This is a genomic window from Nonomuraea terrae, from assembly GCF_004348995.1.
Taxonomy (GTDB): domain Bacteria; phylum Actinomycetota; class Actinomycetes; order Streptosporangiales; family Streptosporangiaceae; genus Nonomuraea; species Nonomuraea terrae.
In genome coordinates this window covers 1-18,764 of record NZ_SMKQ01000113.1, presented here as the reverse complement: position 1 = coordinate 18,764, position 18,764 = coordinate 1, and the positions used below count along the sequence as shown (strand labels likewise).

The following is an 18,764-nucleotide window of genomic DNA, read 5'->3' as shown; positions in this document are numbered from 1 at the left end:
GCGGGACCTCTGAGGCATGACGCTGGAGCGGAGAAAGGAGAGGCGATGCCGACGCGAGAGCCCGCGCGTCCCCACCGACGGCACGTTCCCGTGCGCGTCCCGGCCCGGCGCCGCGCCGTCGACGTGCTCGCCGGGCTCGCGGCGCTGGTCGTGCTGGTCGCGCTCGTGGGCGGGGTGCCGTACGCGCTGCTCGTGTTCGTCGGGCCGCCGCTGCGGCCGGAGCTGCTCGACCTCGACGTGCTGACCGGCAACGTCGGCCCGAGCACGATCATCGCCGTGCTGGTGCTGCTGGTCTGGCTGGCCTGGTTCCAGCTCTTCCTGTGCATCCTGGTCGAGGTGTACGCCGGCGTCCGCCGGGTCGGCATGCCCGCCCGCGTCCCGCTCTCCGGCGGCATGCAGTTCGTCGCCAACAAGCTCGTCTCGTCCGTGCTGCTGCTGTTCACGGCGGGCGCGATGGTGGTGCCGCTCGCGAAGCTGACGCCCATGCCGGCCGCCCCGCCGGTGACGGCGGTCGCCTACTCGGCGCCGCTGGTCGAGCAGACCCTGGAGGCCCCCAGGACCAAGAAGGTGTACGTCGTGCAGCCTCCGCACGGCCGCCACCACGAGAGTCTGTGGGAGATCGCCGAGAAGTGCCTCGGCGACGGCCGCCGCTACCACGAGATCTACCGGCTCAACCAGGCCAAGGAGCAGCCCGACGGCAGCCGCCTGCGGATGGCCGACCTGATCAGGCCCGGCTGGGTGCTCGACATGCCGGACAACGCGAAGAACGTCCACGTCGTGCCCTCCGGCCAGCCGCGGGAGCAGACGCTGCGCGAGCACCCCGGCCGCGTCGACGTGGCCCCGGGCAGCATCGCCGCCGAGCAGCGCGACCAGCAGGAGCAGAAGACCCCGAAGCGGGAGGCCAAACACCGTCTGCCGGAGCAGCGGGCGGACGAACAGGACCAGCGCGCCGAGCAGCCCCCGGTCATCCGCGAGGCCCAGGGCGCCGACCTGACCGACTACCTGGCGGGCGCCTCACTGGCCGCCGCCGGGCTGCTGCTCGTGCTGGCCAGGCGGCGCCGCGAGCAGTTGTGGGGTCGCGTGTTCGGCCGCAGGATCGTCCGCCCCCGCGACGACGCCGCGCAGGCCGAGGTCGCTCTCCGGCTCGGCGGCGACGCGCCGGGCGCCCGCGTCCTCGACGTCGGGCTGCGGCATCTCGGCGCCGAGCTGGCCGCCCAGCGCCGCACCCCGCCCACCGTGTACGGCGCCCACCTGTCGGCCCGCACGCTCGACCTGTGGATCCACCCTTCGGACGACGACCCGCCCACCCCCTGGACGGCCATCGACGGCGGCCAGGTGTGGCGCTTACCGGCCTACGAAGGGCGTCTCCTGCCCGACCGCCGCACCTCTGGGGCGCCGTACCCGGGGCTCGTCTCCATCGGCACGGACGCCAGCGGGCGGGTGCTCATCGACCTGGAGGCCGCGCAGGGCCTGATCAACGTACGCGGCCCGCAGACCACGGCGGCGCTGGCCGCCCTCGCCGTCGAGCTGGCCACCAACCTGTGGTCCGACCGCATGCGCGTCACCCTCGTCGGCTTCGGCGAGGAGCTGACCGCCATCGCGCCCGACCGGATCAGGGCCGTCGGCAGCCTCGCCGAGGTGCTGCCCGAGCTGGAGGCGGACGCCGCGCCGCGCGCGCAGGTGCTCACCGGGCGCATCACCGGCCGTCCGCGCCGCGCCCACTACCTGCTGTCGTCGGTCGCGCCCACCCATGAGGAGGCCCGCCGCCTGGCGCTGCTGGCCCGCCGCGACACCGCCGGGTACGTCCTGGCCGGCGACGTGCCGCACGCCACCTGGACGCTGCAGATCAACGAGGACGGCACCGCCAGGATCGCCGAGCTGGGCTTCGAGGTACGCGCCCAGCTGCTGCCCCGCCGCCACTACCGCGCCCTGGTCGACCTGTTCCGCACGGCCGGCCGGCTCGACGGCGAGGCCATCTCCGAGCCCGTGCCGCTGGCGGGGCTGCACTCGCCCGCCGTCGAGGTCAGGATCCTCGGCCCGGTCGAGATCGCGGGCCTGCCTCCGCTGGAGGAGGGCCGGATGGAGCTGGCCACCGAGATGCTCGTCTACCTGGCCACGCACCAGGGCGGTGTGCACCCGGTGGTGCTCGGCGGGGTGCTGTGGCCGCGCGGCGTCCAGGACATGGTGAGGGACGCCGCGATCGCCAGGGTCGCCGAGTGGCTGGGGCCCGGTCACCTGCTCACCGACGAAGCCGGCCGGCTGCGGCTGGGCCCCGAGGTGCGTACGGACTGGGCGCTCTTCCGCGAGCTGGTCCGCCGCGCCCAGGGCGACCCGTCCGGCAGGGCCGTCCTGCTGGAGAAGGCCCTCGGCCTGGTCAGGGGCCCGCTGCTGGTCGGCCGCCGCCCCGGCGGGTACGCCTGGCTGGCGGCCGACGACCTCGAGTACGACGTGACGGCCACCGTGGCCGACGCGGCGCACCGGCTCTGCGAGATCCGGCTCGCGCAGGGCCAGCCGGACGCCGCGGTGGCCGCCGTGCGCGCGGCGCTGCTGCTGGCGCCGGACGACGAGGCCCTCTGGCGCGACCTGCTGCGCGCCACCCACGCCACGGAGGACACCGTACGCCTGCGTGCCGTCGTGGAGGGCCTCACCCGCAGGGCGTCCTCGCACCCGTACGGGGGCGGGATGGCGCCCGAGACGGAGGCATTGATCGAGGAACTGCTGCCCACATGGCGCATCCACGTAGTGAGGGAGTCTTCCGCATGAGACGTGCGGCGATAGTGCTGGGCCTGCTGCCGGCCCTGTTGGCAGCGGCGGCCTGCGGGGCGGAGCAGCCCCCGGACCGGCCCGCGGAGGCCGCGGCCGCGCAGAGCGCCCCTGTGAGCCCGCCCGAGGAGAGCCCGCCCGAGGAGACCCCGTCCGCGGAGAGCACCCCCGAGAGCACTTCCGAGGAGCTACCGTCCGGCCCGCGGACGGTGCGGGTCGCGGACGGCCTGCGGGCCAGGATCGACTGGCCCGCCGACCCCGACCCGCTGCTGAAGCTCATGGTCGACCAGTACGTCGGCACCCGCAGGGCCATCGCCGAGCGGGAGAGGGGCTACGGCCACAACATGGAGATGGACGCGGAGATCCAGGCCACCGAATGGATCCGCGAGTTCGTGGACAAGGGCCAGACGATGCGCGGCCTCGGGCGGGTCTACAACCTGAAGGTCGCCTCGGTCGTGGGCAAAGGCGCCCAGATCAACGCCTGCGTCGACGAGACCGGCATCCGGCTGGTCTCGGAGAGCACCGGCAAGGCCGTACCGCGCCCGCCCGCCTGGCTGGGCGCCCCTTACGGCGAGAGTGTGATCGCGCACCGCGGTGACGACGGGGTGTGGCGGATCAGGTCGTACGCGGAATCCAACGAACGGTGCACCCGATGAAGCCCCTCATCGCAGCGATGACGGCCGGACTCTTGATGTTCGGCAACGGTCTCCTCCCGGACCCGAAGAATCCGGGCGGCGAGTCGACGATCACTCAGGACGAGAACACCACCTACGTGGACCTGGCCGTGCGGGAGAAGATCACCATCACCGGCGACGGGGTCGGGAGGGGCAGGGGCGACGACTACCGCATCCCGCGCCCGTGCTGGTACGAGCCCGCCCGCAGCGGCGAGGACATGTACAGATTCCTGACCGACCCCCGTACGAACGCCCGGCGGGCGGCGATCGACGAGGAGAGCCGCCTGGAGTTCCTCAAGCCGTTCGAGGAGAAGCGCGACGCGGACGGCTTCTGGTGGGTGCCCAACTACGACCAGAACCATCCCGATGGCGCCGCCTGCTGGGGCGACCTGGAGCTGTTCGTGTTCGTGCCGACGGGCACCACGCCCCCGTCGGGCATCACGCCCGAGCAACTCGCCCATATCGCCCGCGGCTCGCTGACCGTCCCCGAGCACACGGTCAGGCTGAACCCCGACGCCAAGAGCTTCGTGAACCTGGACACCTGGGTCTGGGCCGAGGGCATCGGCGAGACGACCCGCACGGTGACCGCGACCATCCCCGGTTTCATGAGCGTCACGGTGACCGCCACGCTCGACAGCATCACCATCGACCCCGGCACCTCGGAGGACCGGGCGGTGACGGAGCTGGCGGACTGCGGCACGACCGGCAAGCCGTACGTCAGGGGCGGCACGTTCTCCTGCGGCGTGCGCTACCTGCGCTCGTCGATCGACCAGCCGGGCGGCACGTACACCCTCGGCGTCACGAGCGTCTGGTCGACCCGGGCGACAGGCGACGTGGCCCCGTTCCAGCTCGCCCCGGTCGAGGTGGAGATCACCAGAGACGTCGAGGTGGGCGAGATCCAGAGCAACGTCCGCCCGTAGCCGCGACTCCGCGGGAACGCCTCCCCAGGGAAGCGGGAGGCGTTCCCGCGGTGTCAGCCGGCGGTCGTGACGTGGCGGGACTCGTGGGTGAGGAGCCATTCCTTGACGGGGCTGCCGTAGAGGTAGCCGCCGTAGCCGCCGGTGCTGGGCAGGACGCGGTGGCACGGGACGAACGGGGCGATGAGGTTCTGGGCGCAGGCCGAGCCGGCCGCGCGCGCCGCCGTGCGCGGCAGGCCGGCCCGTACGGCGAGCTCCGCGTACGACACGGTCGTGCCCGCCTTCACCTCCCGCAGCGCCGCGTGCAGCCGCCTGCGGGTGGGCGTGCCGGGCTGCGAGACCGGTACGGCCTCCAGAGCGTCGAGGTCGCCGTCCAGGTAGGCGCGGACGGCCTGTGTCGCGGGCCCGAGGTCGTCCACCACCTCCAGCCCCTCGGCCCGCAGCTCGGGCGTGAGCCGGGCGAACATCTCCTTGGGATCGGCCGTGAAGCCGGCCGCGACCAGCACTCCTTCGCGGGACAGCAGGGCCAGCGGCCCCACCGGCGTCGGGACGAGCTGAGCAGCGATCATGACGAACTCCAGAGGTGCAGGGCGGCGTACGCCCGCCACGGGCGCCACCGCTCGATGTGGTCGTGGGTGATGCCGAGGTCGGCCATGCGTTTGGCGAGCACGAGGTCGCCGGTGGGCCAGGCGTCGGGGTCGCGCAGCGCGCGCAGCGCGATGTAGCTGGCCGTCCACGGGCCGATGCCGCGCACCCGCAGCAGCTCCGCGACCGCCTCCGCCGGGTCCTGGCCGCCGTCGAGGTCGATGTGGCCCTCGGCGACGAGGGCGGCGAGCTCCTTCAGTGTCTCGACGCGCCGGTTCGTCAGGCCGAGCCCGGTCAGGTCGGCGTCGAGCAGGCACTCCGCGGACGGGAAGAGCCCGCCGGGCGCGGCGGCCCTGTCGACGACGCGGCCGAGCAGCGTACGCGCCCCGGCGACCGAGACCTGCTGGCCGACGACGGCGCGTACGGCCAGCTCGAACCCGTCGAACGCGCCCGGCACGCGCAGCCCGGGACGCGCCGCGACCAGCGGGCCGAGCGAGGTCCGGCCGAGGGCCTGGGCGATGGCGTCGGGGTCGGCGTCGAGGTCGAGCAGGCGGCGGCAGCGGGCCACGATGCGGTTGAGCTGCCGCGTGTCGTCGACCGCGACGTCGAGCGCGAGGTGGTCGGAGCACGGCGTGAGCGTGATCGTCCCGCCCGGCACGGCCCGGCTGTACGACGCCTGATCGGCCGTCTCCAGCCCGGGGATCGCGCGCGCGGCGAGGAACGCGAACACCCCCTCCACGTCGTACGGCTCCCGCGGGTGCAGCCGCAGCCGCAGCGTCACCTGGCCTGCCGGGCCCGGCTCGCGGGCCCACCTTCCGGCCGTGGCGCGCAGCTCGCTCGGCGTGAAGCCGTACGTCTCGCGCATCGTCGCGTTGAACTGCCGCACGCTGCCGAACCCGGCCGCGAACGCCACGTCGGTGATCGGCAGCCCGGTCTCGGTCAGGAGCTGTTTGGCCAGCAGCAGCCGCTTCGTCCGGGCGACCGCCAGCGGCCCGACGCCCAGCTCGGAGACGAACAGCCGGTGCAGGTGGCGCTCGGTGATGTGCAGCCGCCTGGCGAGCCCGGCGACGCCCCGCTCGTCGGCGGCGCCGTCGTCGATGAGCCGCAGCGCCCGTCCGACCAGGTCACCGCGCAGGTCCCATCCGGGGTCGCCCGGCGACAGCTCGGGCCGGCAGCGCTTGCACGGCCGGAACCCGGCCGCCTCGGCCGCCGCCGCGTGCCGGTAGAAGCGCACGTTGCGCGACGACGGCGTACGCGCCGGGCAGATCGGACGGCAGTAGATCCCCGTCGTCTTGACGGCCGTGTAGAAGCGGCCGTCGAACCGGGAGTCCCTGGCGGAGACGGCCCGGTAACAGGAGTCGAAGTCGAGTTCGAGGGGTGCCATGTCTTCGACGGTATGCCCTCGTCGGGGATGGTGACCGGCGGAAATCGGACGTGGCCCTCACGGGTGCGTGCGCAGGGGGGAGCGCAGGAACGGGATCCAGCTCAGCGCCATGATCAGGGCGCCTGCCCACAGTGCCGCGCGCACCCCCCAAAGCTCGCCGAGCAGCGCCGCGAGCAGTCCGCCGGCGCCGGTCGCGCCCATCAGCAGCAGCCGCACCGTGGCGGTCATGCGGCCCAGCATCTCGTCGGGCGTGACGCGCTGCCGCAGGCTGACGAGGAGCACGTTGTTGACGCCCGTACGGAACATCAGCACGAACCACGCCGCGGCGGCCAGCCACAACCACGGCCCGTGGCCGAGGAACGGGATCGCGAGCGCGGCGGGCGCGGTCGCCAGGCTCACCAGCCAGGCGGCCCGTCCGGTGCCGAAGCGGCGGGCGAGGGCGTGCGCGGCCGACGAGCCCGCCAGCACGCCCAGCCCGCCCCCGGCGAGGTAGGCCCCCAGCACCCACTCCGGATGACCGAGCCCGCCGACGATGAGCACCGGTAGCAGCACCGAGCACAGCGGAAACGCCAGATTCGCCATCGCCCCTTGGATCAGCGCCGCCATGAGCACCGGATTCCCGACCAGGAATCGCACCCCTTCGGATACCTGCCTCCCCATCCCTTCCGCCCGCACGCCACCGATCGCCCGCGCACCGTGCCGAGGAGCCCGGGCCACGCCACCGGCTTCTTCCCCATCCCGAAGGGCGCCAGCCACTCCAGGGACGGTCGCGTCGGGGTGCTCGGGGACGCGGCGGAGCCAGGCTGCTGACCACACGTAGCTGAGGGCGTCCAGGAGGATGGCCAGAGGTGCGCCTGCTGTGTGGACCAGGAGGCCGGCGGCGCTGCGGCCGGCTACGTCCATTCCGGCGCCGGTGCCTACGAGGAGTGAGTTGGCCGACGTCAGGCGGGTGCGGCCGACCAGGCCGGGGACCAGGCTCAGGCAGGCCACGTCGAACAGCAGCGACCCCGCCCCGACCAGCACCGCCACCACGTACAGCTGCCCCATGGACAGCCATCCGCCCCACCACGCCAGCGGGATCGACAACAGCGCCGCCGCCCGCGCCAGGTCCGTGACGATCATCAGCGGCAGCCGGCGCACCCGGTCCACCCAGACGCCGGCGGGCAGGCCGACGATCAGCACCGTGAGCGTCCCGAGGGACGCCAGCAGCCCCACCTCACCGGCCCCCGCCCCGAGGACGGTCACAGCGAGCAGGGGCAGCGCGACGTACGTGATCTGGGACCCGAACTGGCTCACCGCCGCCGCGACGAACAGGTTGCGGAACGCACGAAGCCGAAGAAGTGGTCTTTCCACCGCAGTTGCTGACATGTCAGCCACGATGCTGAAATTTCGTCATCCATCGGTATTGATTAAGCCACCCCGGAATCCACATGACCCTCGACCTGACGTTCACCGCCCACGACATCGCCAACACCCGCTTCGCCGTCTCCCCGCTCGGCGAGGTCGTGGCGAGCGTCCGCGTCGTGAAGAACCCCTCCGCCCACCCCTTGCTTCGCCCCTGGGCCGACCAGGTGCGCCGCCGCCTGCGGGACGTCGACTGGCGGCTGCTGTCCGACCTGGTGCCCGTCCCGACGATCTCGATAGCCGGCTTCACCTGCACGCCGCCGTCCACGTCCCTGCCGGACCTTGAGCTGGAGCTGGCGACGATGCGCGGCGCCGCCGACCGGGTCCGCACGGACCTGGACGAGATCCCGAGGCCGCGGACGAAACGCGTCCAAGCTCTCTACGACGACCCGGGCGAGGGCCTGGAACGCCTGGCCGAGGAGGTGAGGGGATACTGGCGGGCGGCGATGGCGCCGTACTGGCCGAGGGTCAGGTCGCTGCTGGAGGGCGAGATCCTGTACCGCGCGAGGCTGCTCGCCGAGAGCGGTCTCCAGCGCATGCTGGCCGACCTCGACGACGCCGTCACCTGGGAGGACGGCACGCTGAGCATCCGCCACCGGTACGCCTCGGGCGAACGCTCGCTGCGCGGCCAGGGGTTGTTGCTGGTGCCGTGCGTGTTCGCCTCGCCGCGCGTCTTCTCGGTCACCACGCCGCCGTACCAGCCGACCGTGCGCTATCCGCCGCGCGGCATCGCGACGCTGTGGGAGCGCCGCGAGGTGGAGCCGCCGCGGGCGCTCGCGGCCGTGCTCGGCCGCACGCGCGCCCGCCTGCTGGCCGAGCTCGACCAGCCCGCCTCCACACGCGACCTGGCCCAGCGCACGGGCCTGTCGGAGCCGGGCGCGAACCAGCACCTCACCGCGCTGCGGCGGGCGGGGTTGTGCACGGCCCACCGTACGGGGCGATACGTGTTGTACGCCCGTACGGCGACGGCCGAAGCGCTCCTGAGCGGCGGCTCGTTCGACGCGACCCCAGTGCAGAGGTCGAGCTCCCGGTAGGCGCGCGAGTGCCGGCAAGACTCGTGCCAGCGGGTTCAGGCGCTCACGTTCCGCCTGGTCGTGGCGTGGCCGGAACGCGGCGGGAAGGGGCGACGGCGCGGATGAGTGCGATCACGGTGTCGGTGGTGCGGTCGAGGTGGCTGCGGCCGTCGGGGAGTTGCGCCTCTGGGCTGATGTAGCTGCGCCGCCCCATGTGGGTGGCCGGGTCGAGCCGGTGCACGGTGATCTTTCCGGCGCGGCCGGCCCGGTTCCATCCACTGCGGCGCAAAGCCCGCCATCGCTGAGGGAAGATCCAGATGCTGACCCGCTCGATCCAGTCGCCGGCACTGGTGAGCCGGTGCAGGTGACGGGCGTGGGTGAGATCGTTGGCGCCGTTGTGGAACCCGCCGATCGTGATCAGAAGGAGCGGGGCACGTAGCCGGGTGTGCAGTTCTTCGACCGCGCCGGTGGCGACCTGGGCGCCGCCGCTGTAGCTGAGCAGCACCACGGGTATGTCGCTGCCGGGCCGGTAACCGGCCAGGCGCAGTTGACCGGCGATCTGGGTGCCGACGGCGCGGTTGTACAGGGGACGGTACCTGCGGTCGGCGGCGACGAAGATCTGCATCACGTTGTGCAGGAACAACAGGATCCCGACGCGGCGGCGAAGCCACGCCCACACGGGCCGGTTGACGAGCGGGTGGGCCAGCGGGGAGTAGGGCTGCACCTGGCCCAGCACCCGTAGCTCCGGCGCTCCGGCGATGAGGGCCCTGACGAGTTGGCCCCCGTCGCGCGTGTCGCGGAAGCGCCGTTTCCCGATGCCGTCCAGATAGACCAGGTACGCGTCCGGAGGGCGATCGGGGTCCGCACCCCGCGCGTAGGGCATGCCGTGAGGGAGTTCGGTGAGAGGAGTCCGCCAGCCGGTGGTGTAGGCCATCACCTCGTAGCGGGCGAGCAGAGCTTCGGCGAGCAGGACGGGGCCGAGCACCAGGGCGAGAAGCGGGAACTCGGTCATGTGCGCGGCTTCTGCGCCCCGGTGGCGCTGATCCTCACGACCAGACGGCGAACCGCCTCGACGGCGACCCCGAGCCCGACCCCGGCGACGGCCACGCAGCCTGCGGCGGCCCACCAGTCCAGCTCCGTCGTCGCGGCGAGCGGCGCGACGAGACTTGCCCCCACGCCCACGAAGAGCAGCAGGTGCAGCAGCGGCCCGAGCAGCGGGAACGCGAGAACGGCGGAGAGGAGCAGCGGGGCGGCCAGGCCGGCTGTCCAGGTCGACGCGGCGCCGTCTGTCACGGGCGCGGACAGCGTCAGCTCGGCGAGAGTCCGTGCGGTCAGTGGCCAGAGCGCGAACACAGCGCCTTCGACCACGGCGCCGGTCAGCAGGAGCAGGATCGCGTTGGACCGCGACACGCTGGGGCGGCGAGCTATCAGGGGCAGGATCCGTCCGGCGGACTCGGACAGCCCGGCGAACAGCAGCAGGACGACGACGGCGGGCGACATCGCTCAGCGCTCCCGTGGTGAATCCGCCGGGATCGGCCGGCCGATCCGCCGCTGGTAGCGCTCGAGCTCGTCGGCGGCGCGCAGATGGCCGCCGGCCTCGCGCTGGGCGACCCGCAAGGTGGCCGCCGCGGCCCGGAAGCGCGGTTCGCCGAGCAGGCGCCGGGCGAGGGCGTGCACGGCTCCAGCGGCGGCGTCCCGGGTACGGATCGACAGTCCGGCGCCCAGCTCGACGACCCGCCGGGCGACGAGCGGCTGATCTGCGCCCTGTGGGACCACCAGCATCGGCACCCCGGCGTGCATGGCCTCGTTGACGCTGTTCATCCCACCGTGAGTGACGAACAGCGCGGCACGGGCCAGCACCTCCGGTTGCGGCACGAAGCGGCGAGCGAGCACGTTGCCCGGCAGCGGGCCCAGCGCGGCCGGATCGGTCCGTCCGGTGGAGATGACGACGGTGCCGCCCAGCGGTGCGAGCGCGGTGGCGAAGGCGCGCAGCAACTGCGGGCCGGCATCGACCACCGTGCCCATCGAGGCGTACAGCACCGGTCCTCGCAGGCGGTCGGCGGCGAACGACGGGTCGGGCGGACGGGCGCCGAGGCTTGGGCCGACGAACCGGTAGGACGGGTCGAAGGCGTCGACGTCGGGCTGGAACGCCCGCGAGGTGAAGACCAGGTTGAGCGGCTGACGTACGTTCGCAAGGTCGACCAGGGGCAGCCCACCGGTGTCGTAGCGGCGGGCCAACTCCCGCCGCGACCTCAGGTAGCCGTGGACATGGCGCGGCCGGGTCGCCGCCGCAGCCAGCAGCTCCCACGAGGCGCGGGTAGGGCTGGGCACGGACCCGTTGAACGCGAACGTGGTGAAGCACGATGCCGCCGGCACGTCGAGTTCCCGGGCGGCGACCGCGCCCCAGGGGCAGGCCGAGCCGTGGACGATCAGGTCTGGCCGGACGGCACGCAGATCGGAGAGCACAGGCGGCAGCAGGCCGACGGCGGTGCGCGCGAGCCCGTCCAGCATCGTCACCGGCATCGGCGGATCGGGGAGCGGTCGGTCACCGCCGGGGTAGAGGCACACGGTCGCACCGGCGGCCTCGATCTCCTGCGAGAACGCTGGCGAGGTGTGATACGTGACGGAGTGGCCACGACGGACGAGCTCGGCCACGACCGGCAGCGTCGGATTGATGTGCCCGTGCATGGCGATGTTGAGGAACGCGATGGTGCTCACCGGCCGACCTCCGATACGGAGGCGGCCCACGCCTCGCCCAGGCCCGGAGGACCCTCGGCCCGATACAGGCCGGGCCCGCTGACGCGCAGTCCGTCGAGGAAGCGGCCCGCCGCGAGGCAGGCGGTGTCGATCAGCCGCTGGGAATGGCCGAAGTCCCACGGGGCGGGCCAGCTCTCGATGCCGGTCGGCACCACCACGGTCGGAATGCGTTCCGATACCTCGTGCAGGTCGCGCTCGATCTGCTGGTGCAACAGCAACACTCCGGCCCTGGCGGCGACCGCGCCGGCCCGCCGGGGCAGGTCGAGCGGGCGCAGCGGCCGGCTCTTCTGCCCGGTCGACAGCACCACCACGCTGGCCGCCCCTGCCTGCAGGGCTGCCCGTACCGGGACAAAGGCGATCACTCCGCCGTCGATGAGCGTGCGGCCTTCCCGGGTTACCGGCGGCAGGATCCCCGGGATGGCCGCGCTGGCCAGCAGCGCGGACTCGAGATCTCCGTGGTCGAGCAGCGCCTGAGCGCCGGTGGCCAGATCCATGGCCACCGCGGTGAAGGGGATGTCCAGGTGTTCGATCCGCGACGGCAGCTCGGCCCGGGCGATCAGCCTGCGCAGGCCGCGATCGGCGAAGATGCTGGCCCGCGAGGACAGGTAGCCCAGCGGAAACACCTCGCGGCGACGCGCGTGGGTCCACACATGATCCAGCCATGGCGCGGCCTTGCCGGGGTGGGCGGCCGCGATCGCTCCGTTGAGGGCGCCCACCGAGGTGCCGACGATCAGGTCCGGGACGAATCCTCGCTGTTCCAACGCGTACCCGACACCGACCTGCGCGGCCCCGAGCACTCCTCCGCCCCCCACCGCCACCGCCACGGGACGGGGAAGGGCGTGCAGGCCCACCGGCTGCCGGCCCGTGTCCGGGCGGCTCGACGACTCGCCCGTCATGGCTTGACGCTGCTCATCACCGTGACCGGCCGGTGAGCCGCCCTCGCTGACGCCGGGTGGAGCCGAGGAGGCCAGTCTCCGGCGATAGGTAACCCTCATGGTCCGTCCTCTCTCACCACGGCGCCTGATCGGGTTCGTTCTTCAATCACGACCGGTGGGCCACCGCATCAGTGACTCCGTCGGCCGGCTCGTTCGTTCACGCGAGGTCGGCGAGGTCCTCCTCGGTGAGGGTGATCGACCGGGCGCTCAGGTTCTCCTCCAGGTGAGCCGCGGAACCGGTGCCCGGGATGGCCAGGACGACCGGAGACAGGGCCAGCAGCCAGGCCAGGGCGATCTGATGGGCGGTGGCGCCGTGCCGGGCGGCGACCTTGACCAGGCGGGGGTCGTCGATGCCGGCCCTGCCGCCACCGAGGGGGAAGAAGGGGACGAAGGCGATGCCGGCCTGCGTGCACGCGTCCAGGACGGCCGTCTCGTCACGGTTGGCGATGTGGAAGTTGTTCTGGACGGCCGCGACCGGAGCGATCGTGCGGGCTTCGGCGAGATGGCCGGCATCGACGTTGCTGATGCCCAGATGACGGATCAGGCCCTCCTCGCGCAGCGCGGCGAGCGCCTGGAAGCGTTCGGCGAGCGACTCTCCGCGCGGCGGTTCCGTCGTGCCGACGCGCAGGTAGACCAGGTCGAGGCGATCCAGGCCCAGGCTTTCGAGGTTGGCCTCGACCTGGGGCCGGAGATCGGCGGCGGCGCCCTGGCGGGGACCGCCGGGGCCGAAGACCGGGCCGACCTTGGTCGCGATGACCAGGGTGTCCGGGTACGGGGACAGGGCCTCGCGGATCAGGGCGTTGGCGCGCACCGAGCCGTTCTCACTGCGATAGAACTCCGCGGTGTCGATGTGGTCGACGCCGAGCTCGACGGCGCGCCGCAGAACGGCGCGGCCCGACTCGGGGTCGCGGGCGGGTGCGCCAGGGCCGCCCTGGGGCAGGCGCATGGCGCCGAAGCCGAGCCGGTCGATCGTCAGGTCGCCGCCGAGGCGGAACTCGTTGGTCATGTCTCTCCTCATGAGGTGAAGTGGTGCCGGTGAGAAACGGGGGCCGCCACTTCGGCCGGCTCACCGAAGCCGGGCCCGCCCGGGGCACGCCGTCAGGAGCCGGAGCGATGATCACGTCGCCGGCTGCCTGACCTCGGCATCCGGCCCCCGTGCCGCGGACGCCTCAGTCACGCCGCATGCGCGTGCAGGACTAAGTCCTCGACGAACGTGACCGTCTCCTCGAGCGGCGCCCGGCCCGTACGGACGTGGCCCACCGTGACGTCCTCGAACCCGATCGACATGCCGCAGAAGAGAACGAGTCCGTCCGGGGGGTGGATGACCTCCGCGACGGTCTTGCGATACACCGACCACGCCATCTGCGGGCAACTGTGCAGCCCTTCCGCGCGGAGCAGCAGCATGACCGTCTGCAGGTACATGCCGAGGTCGGCCCATTGGGGCAGGCCCATGTCGCGGTCGATGTAGCAGAACAGGGCGGCGGGCGCGCCGAAGAAGTCCCAGTTCGCGGCGGCGGCCCTCTGGCGCGCCTCCCAGTCCTCGCGCGCGATGCCGAGTGCGCCGTAGCGTTCCCGGCCGAAGGCGGACCGGCGCTCGCGGTACGGGGACTTCAGGTCGGGCGGGTACATCTCGTACTCGCGCCCGTCCCAGGGATCGCCCGCGGCCACGCGCTCGAGCGCGCGCTTCTTGAGCTCGGCCAGCGGCGCGCCGGTCAGCACGTAGACGCGCCAGGGCTGGAGGTTCGATCCGGACGGCGACCAGGCCGCCGCGGTCAGCACCCGCTCCAGCGCCTCCTTCGGGACAGGTCGGTCGGTGAATCCGCGCACCGCCCGCCGGCTCGTGACCGCCTCGTAGACGTCCACGATCGTCATCTCCCTAACCGCTCACGTGTGGAACTCTGTTTCATCTGCGATTGTATCATTCGCGATTGTATCAATCAATACAATTCGGCAGGCATGGCTCATCGTGAGGGCCAGGGCTTGTCCAGGAACCGGCCGCGAACGTCACCGTTGCCTGATGCTCCGCCCAGGAACGATCTCCAGGCCCCCACCGCGGCGCGGCAGGGCGACGCCGGCTCTGTCACGAAAGCCGCATGGGACGAAGCGCGGCTCGGCTCACGCCTCGCCGCTCGAGGGGTAGGCCAACCGGGTCAACAGGTCCTTCAGCTGCTCGACCTCGCCGGGCCGTAGCTGGGCGACCAGGCGCTCAGCCTGCGGCTCCGCCGCCACATGGGCCGCGTCGAAAAGCTCGAGGCCCTTGAGGGTGATCTCCACGGCCCGCACCCGCCGGTCACCCGGGACGCTCTTGCGTACGGCCAGCTCCATGCGCTCCAGATCGTCCACGACCCGCATGATCCCCGCCCTGTCCGAGCCGGTCGCCGCCGCCAGGTCCCGCTGCACCGTCGGCCCACGGTCGACCAGCACGATCATCACCGCGAAATGCCGCAACTCGATGCCCAGCGGCCGAAGCGCCTCCGTCATCACCGTGGCCGCGCGCCAGTGCGCCTGGCGCAGCAGCAGGCCGAGAGCGAAAGGCGTGGCATCCCCAGGCCGGCCGGTCGCACGCGAGGCGGTTGTTCTGTCAGGACCGTCGGCAGTCATGAGAACATGTTAACCGCTATCTTTTCATTCGATACGATCTCGTTTGATACGAACTGCGGCCGGGCCGTACGGGGCGATACGTGGTGTACGCCCGTACGGCGACGGCCGAAGCGCTCCTGAGCGGCGGCTACTTCGACGAGACCCCGACGCCGAGGTCGAACTCCCGGTAGACGCGTGCCCAGAACCCGTCACGCAGCCACACCCGCGCCTCCGGGTAGGGCCGCAGCGAGTGACCGAGCTCCTTCTCCGCCTCGATCAGCAGCTCGGTGTCGATCACGGTGGGCAGGATCGGGCCGGGCAGCAGGTCGCGGATGTTGTCGCGGCCGCGGGTCAGTATCCACTTCTGTGCCACGTGCTCGCCGACGTCTTCGACGCGCGGCCTGCTCGGGCCGAGCTTGGCGACCTGGCCGGGCTTGGCCTGCGGTTTGACGGGCGTGCGGCCGGCGAAGACCTGCGCGGGCGAGGGCGCGGCCGGCGGGGTGACCGCCACGGGCTGCGGAGCGCGGCTGAAAAAGGGCCTCAGGAAATCAGCGGTTATCACTTCAACGGTGTCGGACTCCCACACCAGGCGTTCGGCCTGGTTGGTGCCGTACGGCGGTTCGACGCCCCACAGATGGATGCGCACGCCGTACGCCTGGGCCGCCTCGACCGCCGGAACCATGTCCTCGTCGCCCGCAAGCAGGATCGTGTCGGTGACCGCGTGATGCCGGGCCAGCGCCTCCAGGTCACTCCGGATCTGGGCGTCAACGCCTTTCTGCTGGCCACGGGCGTTCAGGTTGCCGAGGCGCACCTTCACCCACGGAAGCTGGGCGATGACGCGCTGGTCGACGGTCGGCACGCGGTCACGGGCTGCGTCATACCAATAGATCCGCAAGAGTTCGCCAGAAATACGTTCCTCTGCATGTTTCTGCAGACTCTGGATGAGCTCATCGGCGGCCACCCGATATTCCTTGCGCTCCTTCGCACCGAGCAGCACTTCACCTGCCGCCGCGTACAGATAACCGACATCCACTAGGACGGCATACTTGGCTGCCACAGGATGCGGCATGAGGTCTGGGATGGCCATGTCGTCCTCCAGGCCGCGGTGTTAGTTAGTTGATCGGCTGACTATATACGCCTACTTTCTCTAGATAGTCCCAACTCCCGGGGAACTTGACACCCGATTCCCCCGATCCATCTAGGGTAGTGCGCTCATCCGCCATGCCGACTTCCCTGGGGTGACGGGCTTACGCATCGCTCTAGCTGGGTTTCGCCATGTTTGACTTGTCGGAACGGGACGCGGCTCCGGTTGGGCGTGTCGTGTCGCGAGCACGGCGACGAGCGCGGCGATCTCCTCCGGTGAGGCATCGCCGCGGACAATACGCAGATGTGGCGTCATAGCGGGATGTTTCCATGCTTCTTCGGCGGGAGCGTCGCGCGCTTGTTCCGCAGCGCGCGCAGCGCCCTGACGACCTGGTGCCTGGTCTCGGACGGGCGGATCACCGCGTCCACGTAGCCGCGTTCGGCCGCGATGTACGGGTTGGCCAGGGTGTCCTCGTACTCGGTGACGAGCTCGGCGCGCCGGGCGTCGGGCTCGTCCGCGGCGGCCAGCTCGCGCCGGTAGAGGATGTTGACCGCCCCCTGCGCGCCCATCACCGCGATCTGCGCCGTGGGCCAGGCCAGGTTGATGTCCGCGCCCAGGTGTTTGGAGCCCATGACGTCGTACGCGCCGCCGTAAGCCTTGCGGGTGATCACGGTGATCAACGGGACGGTGGCCTCTGCGTAGGCGTACAGGAGCTTGGCGCCGCGGCGGATGATTCCGTTCCATTCTTGATCCGTTCCGGGAAGGAATCCCGGTACGTCGACAAAAGTCAGGATCGGAATATTGAAGGCGTCACATGTTCGGATGAATCGGGCCGCCTTCTCGGATGCGTTGATATCGAGGCATCCGGCGAAATGCATCGGCTGGTTGGCCACGACGCCCACCGGCCGGCCGTCCAGGCGGCCGTACCCGACCACGATGTTCGGCGCGAAGAGCGCGTGGACCTCCAGGAACTCCCCGTCGTCCAGCACCCGCTCGATCACCCGGCGCATGTCGTACGGCTGGCCGGCCGAATCGGGGATGAGCTCGTCCAGCTCCGGATCGGGATCGAGGTCGTTCGCCGGTTCGTAGACCGGCGCCTCGTCCAGGTTGTTGGACGGGAGGTAGGACAGCAGCGTCTTGACGTACTCGAGCGCGTCCTGCTCGTCGGCGGCCTGGTAGTGGGCCACGCCGGACTTGGTGTTGTGCGTGTGGGCGCCGCCCAGCTCCTCGAACGTGACCTCCTCCCCGGTCACCGTCTTGATCACGTCGGGCCCGGTGATGAACATCTGCGACGTCTGGTCCACCATGACGATGAAGTCGGTCAGCGCGGGGGAGTAGACGTGCCCGCCGGCCGCCGCCCCCATGATGAGCGAGATCTGCGGGATCACACCCGAGGCGTGGACGTTGCGCTTGAAGATCTCGGCGTACAGGCCGAGCGCGACCACGCCCTCCTGGATGCGCGCGCCGCCGCCCTCGTTGATGCCGATGATCGGGCAGCCGGTCTTGATCGCCAGGTCGAGCACCTTGACGATCTTCTCCCCGTACACCTCGCCCAGCGAGCCGCCGAACACGGTCACGTCCTGGGAGAACACGCACACCTGGCGGCCGTCGACCGTGCCGTGCCCCGTGATGACGCCGTCGCCGTACGGGCGGCGCGTGTCGAGCCCGAACATCGTGGAGCGGTGCCGGGCGAACTCGTCGAACTCCACGAACGAGCCCTCGTCCAGCAGTGCCAGCACCCGCTCCCTGGCGGTCATCTTGCCTCTGGCGTGCTGCTTTTCCACCGCCGCAGCGGAGCCCGCGTGCGCGGCCTCACCGAGGCGCCGCTCCAGATCGGCGATCTTCCCCGCGGTGGTGTGGATGTCCGGCTCTTCCGGTATGGGCTGGGCACTGCTCATGCGCGCCAGGCTATCCCTCCTCCTAGAGTGGAGCCATGACGGATGCGGTTCGCACCCACGGCCTTCTCAAGCGTTTCGGGCAGCAGGTCGCGGTCGCGGGGGTCGATCTCGCCGTTCCCGCCGGAAGCTTCGCCGGCCTGGTCGGGCCCAACGGAGCGGGCAAGACCACGACGCTCAGCATGATCACCGGCCTGCTCCGCCCCGACGGCGGCTCGGCCGAGATCGACGGGTTCGACGTCTGGCGCGACCCGGTCCAGGTCAAGGCGCGCATCGGCGTGTTACCGGAAGGGCTGCGGCTGTTCGAGCGGCTGTCGGGCCGCGAGCTGCTGCTCTACAACGGCAGGCTGCGCGGCATCCCCAAGGCCGACGTCGAACGGCGCGCGGGCGAGCTGTTGTCCGTGATGGACCTCACCGACGCCGCCGACAAGCTGGTCGTCGACTACTCCACCGGCATGCGCAAGAAGATCGGGCTGGCCGCCGCGCTGCTGCACAACCCGTCGGTGCTCTTCCTCGACGAGCCGTTCGAGGGCGTCGACCCCGTCAGCGCCGACACGCTCACCGAGGTGCTGCGGCGCCTCACCGCGTCCGGCGCCACCGTGATCTTCTCCAGCCACGTGATGGACCTGGTCGAGCGGCTGTGCGACTGGGTGTCGGTGATGAGCGCGGGCCGCATCGTGGCGCAGGGCCCGCTGGCCGACGTACGCGGCGGGCGCAGCCTCAACCAGGCGTTCCTCGACCTGGTCGGCCGCTCGCCCCAGGACGGCCAGGCC

Annotated in this window: 18 protein-coding genes; 5 read left to right on the top strand and 13 right to left on the bottom strand. The window is 71.7% G+C overall.

Features of this window, described 5'->3' with window-relative positions; genetic code table 11:
- The first annotated feature begins 45 nt into the window (after positions 1-45).
- Genes E1286_RS28940 through E1286_RS28935 form a run of 3 tightly spaced genes read left to right on the top strand, consistent with a single transcriptional unit; the run spans position 46 to position 4,357 of the window.
- A complete protein-coding gene (locus tag E1286_RS28940) occupies positions 46-2,763 on the top strand; it encodes an AfsR/SARP family transcriptional regulator (RefSeq protein ID WP_246075276.1) in 2,718 nt (905 codons plus the stop codon).
- Positions 2,760-3,419, top strand: coding sequence for a hypothetical protein (locus tag E1286_RS48175; protein ID WP_165969955.1), 660 nt, complete (start codon positions 2,760-2,762; stop codon positions 3,417-3,419). The genes E1286_RS28940 and E1286_RS48175 overlap by 4 nt, the downstream gene beginning before the upstream one ends.
- Positions 3,416-4,357 carry a hypothetical protein gene (locus tag E1286_RS28935; protein WP_132617454.1) on the top strand — a complete coding sequence of 314 codons (942 nt, stop codon included), beginning with the start codon at positions 3,416-3,418 and terminating at the stop codon, positions 4,355-4,357. The genes E1286_RS48175 and E1286_RS28935 overlap by 4 nt, the downstream gene beginning before the upstream one ends.
- Positions 4,358-4,410: 53 nt before the next feature.
- Here E1286_RS28935 and E1286_RS28930 read toward each other — a convergent pair whose 3' ends face one another.
- The 3 genes from E1286_RS28930 to E1286_RS28920 are packed head-to-tail and all read right to left on the bottom strand — an operon-like array spanning position 4,411 to position 7,691.
- Positions 4,411-4,923 carry a methylated-DNA--[protein]-cysteine S-methyltransferase gene (locus E1286_RS28930; RefSeq protein ID WP_132617452.1) on the bottom strand — a complete coding sequence of 171 codons (513 nt, stop codon included), beginning with the start codon at positions 4,921-4,923 and terminating at the stop codon, positions 4,411-4,413.
- Complete coding sequence (locus E1286_RS28925) at positions 4,920-6,323, bottom strand: DNA-3-methyladenine glycosylase 2 family protein (protein WP_132617450.1); 1,404 nt, start codon at positions 6,321-6,323, stop codon at positions 4,920-4,922. The genes E1286_RS28930 and E1286_RS28925 overlap by 4 nt, the downstream gene beginning before the upstream one ends.
- 57 nt (positions 6,324-6,380) lie before the next feature.
- Complete coding sequence (locus E1286_RS28920; protein WP_132617448.1) at positions 6,381-7,691, bottom strand: MFS transporter; 1,311 nt, start codon at positions 7,689-7,691, stop codon at positions 6,381-6,383.
- A gap of 62 nt (positions 7,692-7,753) precedes the next feature.
- Between E1286_RS28920 and E1286_RS28915 the strand changes: the two genes are divergently transcribed.
- Positions 7,754-8,761 (top strand): ArsR/SmtB family transcription factor, encoded by a 1,008-nt coding sequence (locus E1286_RS28915; protein WP_132617446.1) that lies wholly within the window; start codon positions 7,754-7,756, stop codon positions 8,759-8,761.
- 43 nt (positions 8,762-8,804) lie between these two features.
- Here the strand turns inward: E1286_RS28915 and E1286_RS28910 are convergent, their stop codons facing one another.
- The 10 genes from E1286_RS28910 to E1286_RS28865 form a co-directional block, all read right to left on the bottom strand.
- A complete protein-coding gene (locus tag E1286_RS28910; RefSeq protein WP_132617444.1) occupies positions 8,805-9,752 on the bottom strand; it encodes a hypothetical protein in 948 nt (315 codons plus the stop codon).
- On the bottom strand, positions 9,749-10,240 hold the full coding sequence (locus E1286_RS28905; RefSeq protein ID WP_132617442.1) for a hypothetical protein: 492 nt from the start codon (positions 10,238-10,240) through the stop codon (positions 9,749-9,751). Before E1286_RS28905 ends, E1286_RS28910 begins: the two co-directional genes overlap by 4 nt.
- A gap of 3 nt (positions 10,241-10,243) precedes the next feature.
- Positions 10,244-11,458: a macrolide family glycosyltransferase gene (locus tag E1286_RS28900; protein ID WP_132617440.1), complete on the bottom strand. Its 1,215-nt coding sequence runs from the start codon at positions 11,456-11,458 to the stop codon at positions 10,244-10,246.
- Positions 11,455-12,492: a patatin-like phospholipase family protein gene (locus tag E1286_RS28895; RefSeq protein WP_223190497.1), complete on the bottom strand. Its 1,038-nt coding sequence runs from the start codon at positions 12,490-12,492 to the stop codon at positions 11,455-11,457. The genes E1286_RS28900 and E1286_RS28895 overlap by 4 nt, the downstream gene beginning before the upstream one ends.
- A gap of 97 nt (positions 12,493-12,589) precedes the next feature.
- A complete protein-coding gene (locus E1286_RS28890; RefSeq protein ID WP_132617438.1) occupies positions 12,590-13,438 on the bottom strand; it encodes an aldo/keto reductase in 849 nt (282 codons plus the stop codon).
- 167 nt (positions 13,439-13,605) lie between these two features.
- Positions 13,606-14,304, bottom strand: a complete 699-nt coding sequence (locus E1286_RS28885; protein WP_223190495.1) for a nitroreductase — start codon at positions 14,302-14,304, stop codon at positions 13,606-13,608.
- Positions 14,305-14,547: 243 nt separating this feature from the next.
- Positions 14,548-15,033, bottom strand: a complete 486-nt coding sequence (locus E1286_RS28880; protein ID WP_132617436.1) for a MarR family winged helix-turn-helix transcriptional regulator — start codon at positions 15,031-15,033, stop codon at positions 14,548-14,550.
- A gap of 127 nt (positions 15,034-15,160) precedes the next feature.
- The gene (locus tag E1286_RS28875) at positions 15,161-16,099 is read right to left on the bottom strand and encodes an NYN domain-containing protein (protein WP_132617434.1); all 939 of its coding nucleotides are present in this window, start codon (positions 16,097-16,099) and stop codon (positions 15,161-15,163) included.
- 111 nt (positions 16,100-16,210) lie between these two features.
- A complete protein-coding gene (locus E1286_RS28870) occupies positions 16,211-16,411 on the bottom strand; it encodes an acyl-CoA carboxylase subunit epsilon (RefSeq protein WP_132617432.1) in 201 nt (66 codons plus the stop codon).
- Positions 16,408-17,994 carry an acyl-CoA carboxylase subunit beta gene (locus E1286_RS28865; RefSeq protein WP_132617430.1) on the bottom strand — a complete coding sequence of 529 codons (1,587 nt, stop codon included), beginning with the start codon at positions 17,992-17,994 and terminating at the stop codon, positions 16,408-16,410. Before E1286_RS28865 ends, E1286_RS28870 begins: the two co-directional genes overlap by 4 nt.
- 35 nt (positions 17,995-18,029) lie before the next feature.
- On the opposite strand from E1286_RS28865, the gene E1286_RS28860 reads away from it, so the two are divergent.
- Positions 18,030-18,764, top strand: a 735-nt coding sequence (locus E1286_RS28860; protein WP_132617428.1) for an ABC transporter ATP-binding protein, incomplete at its 3' end; no start/stop codon positions are given.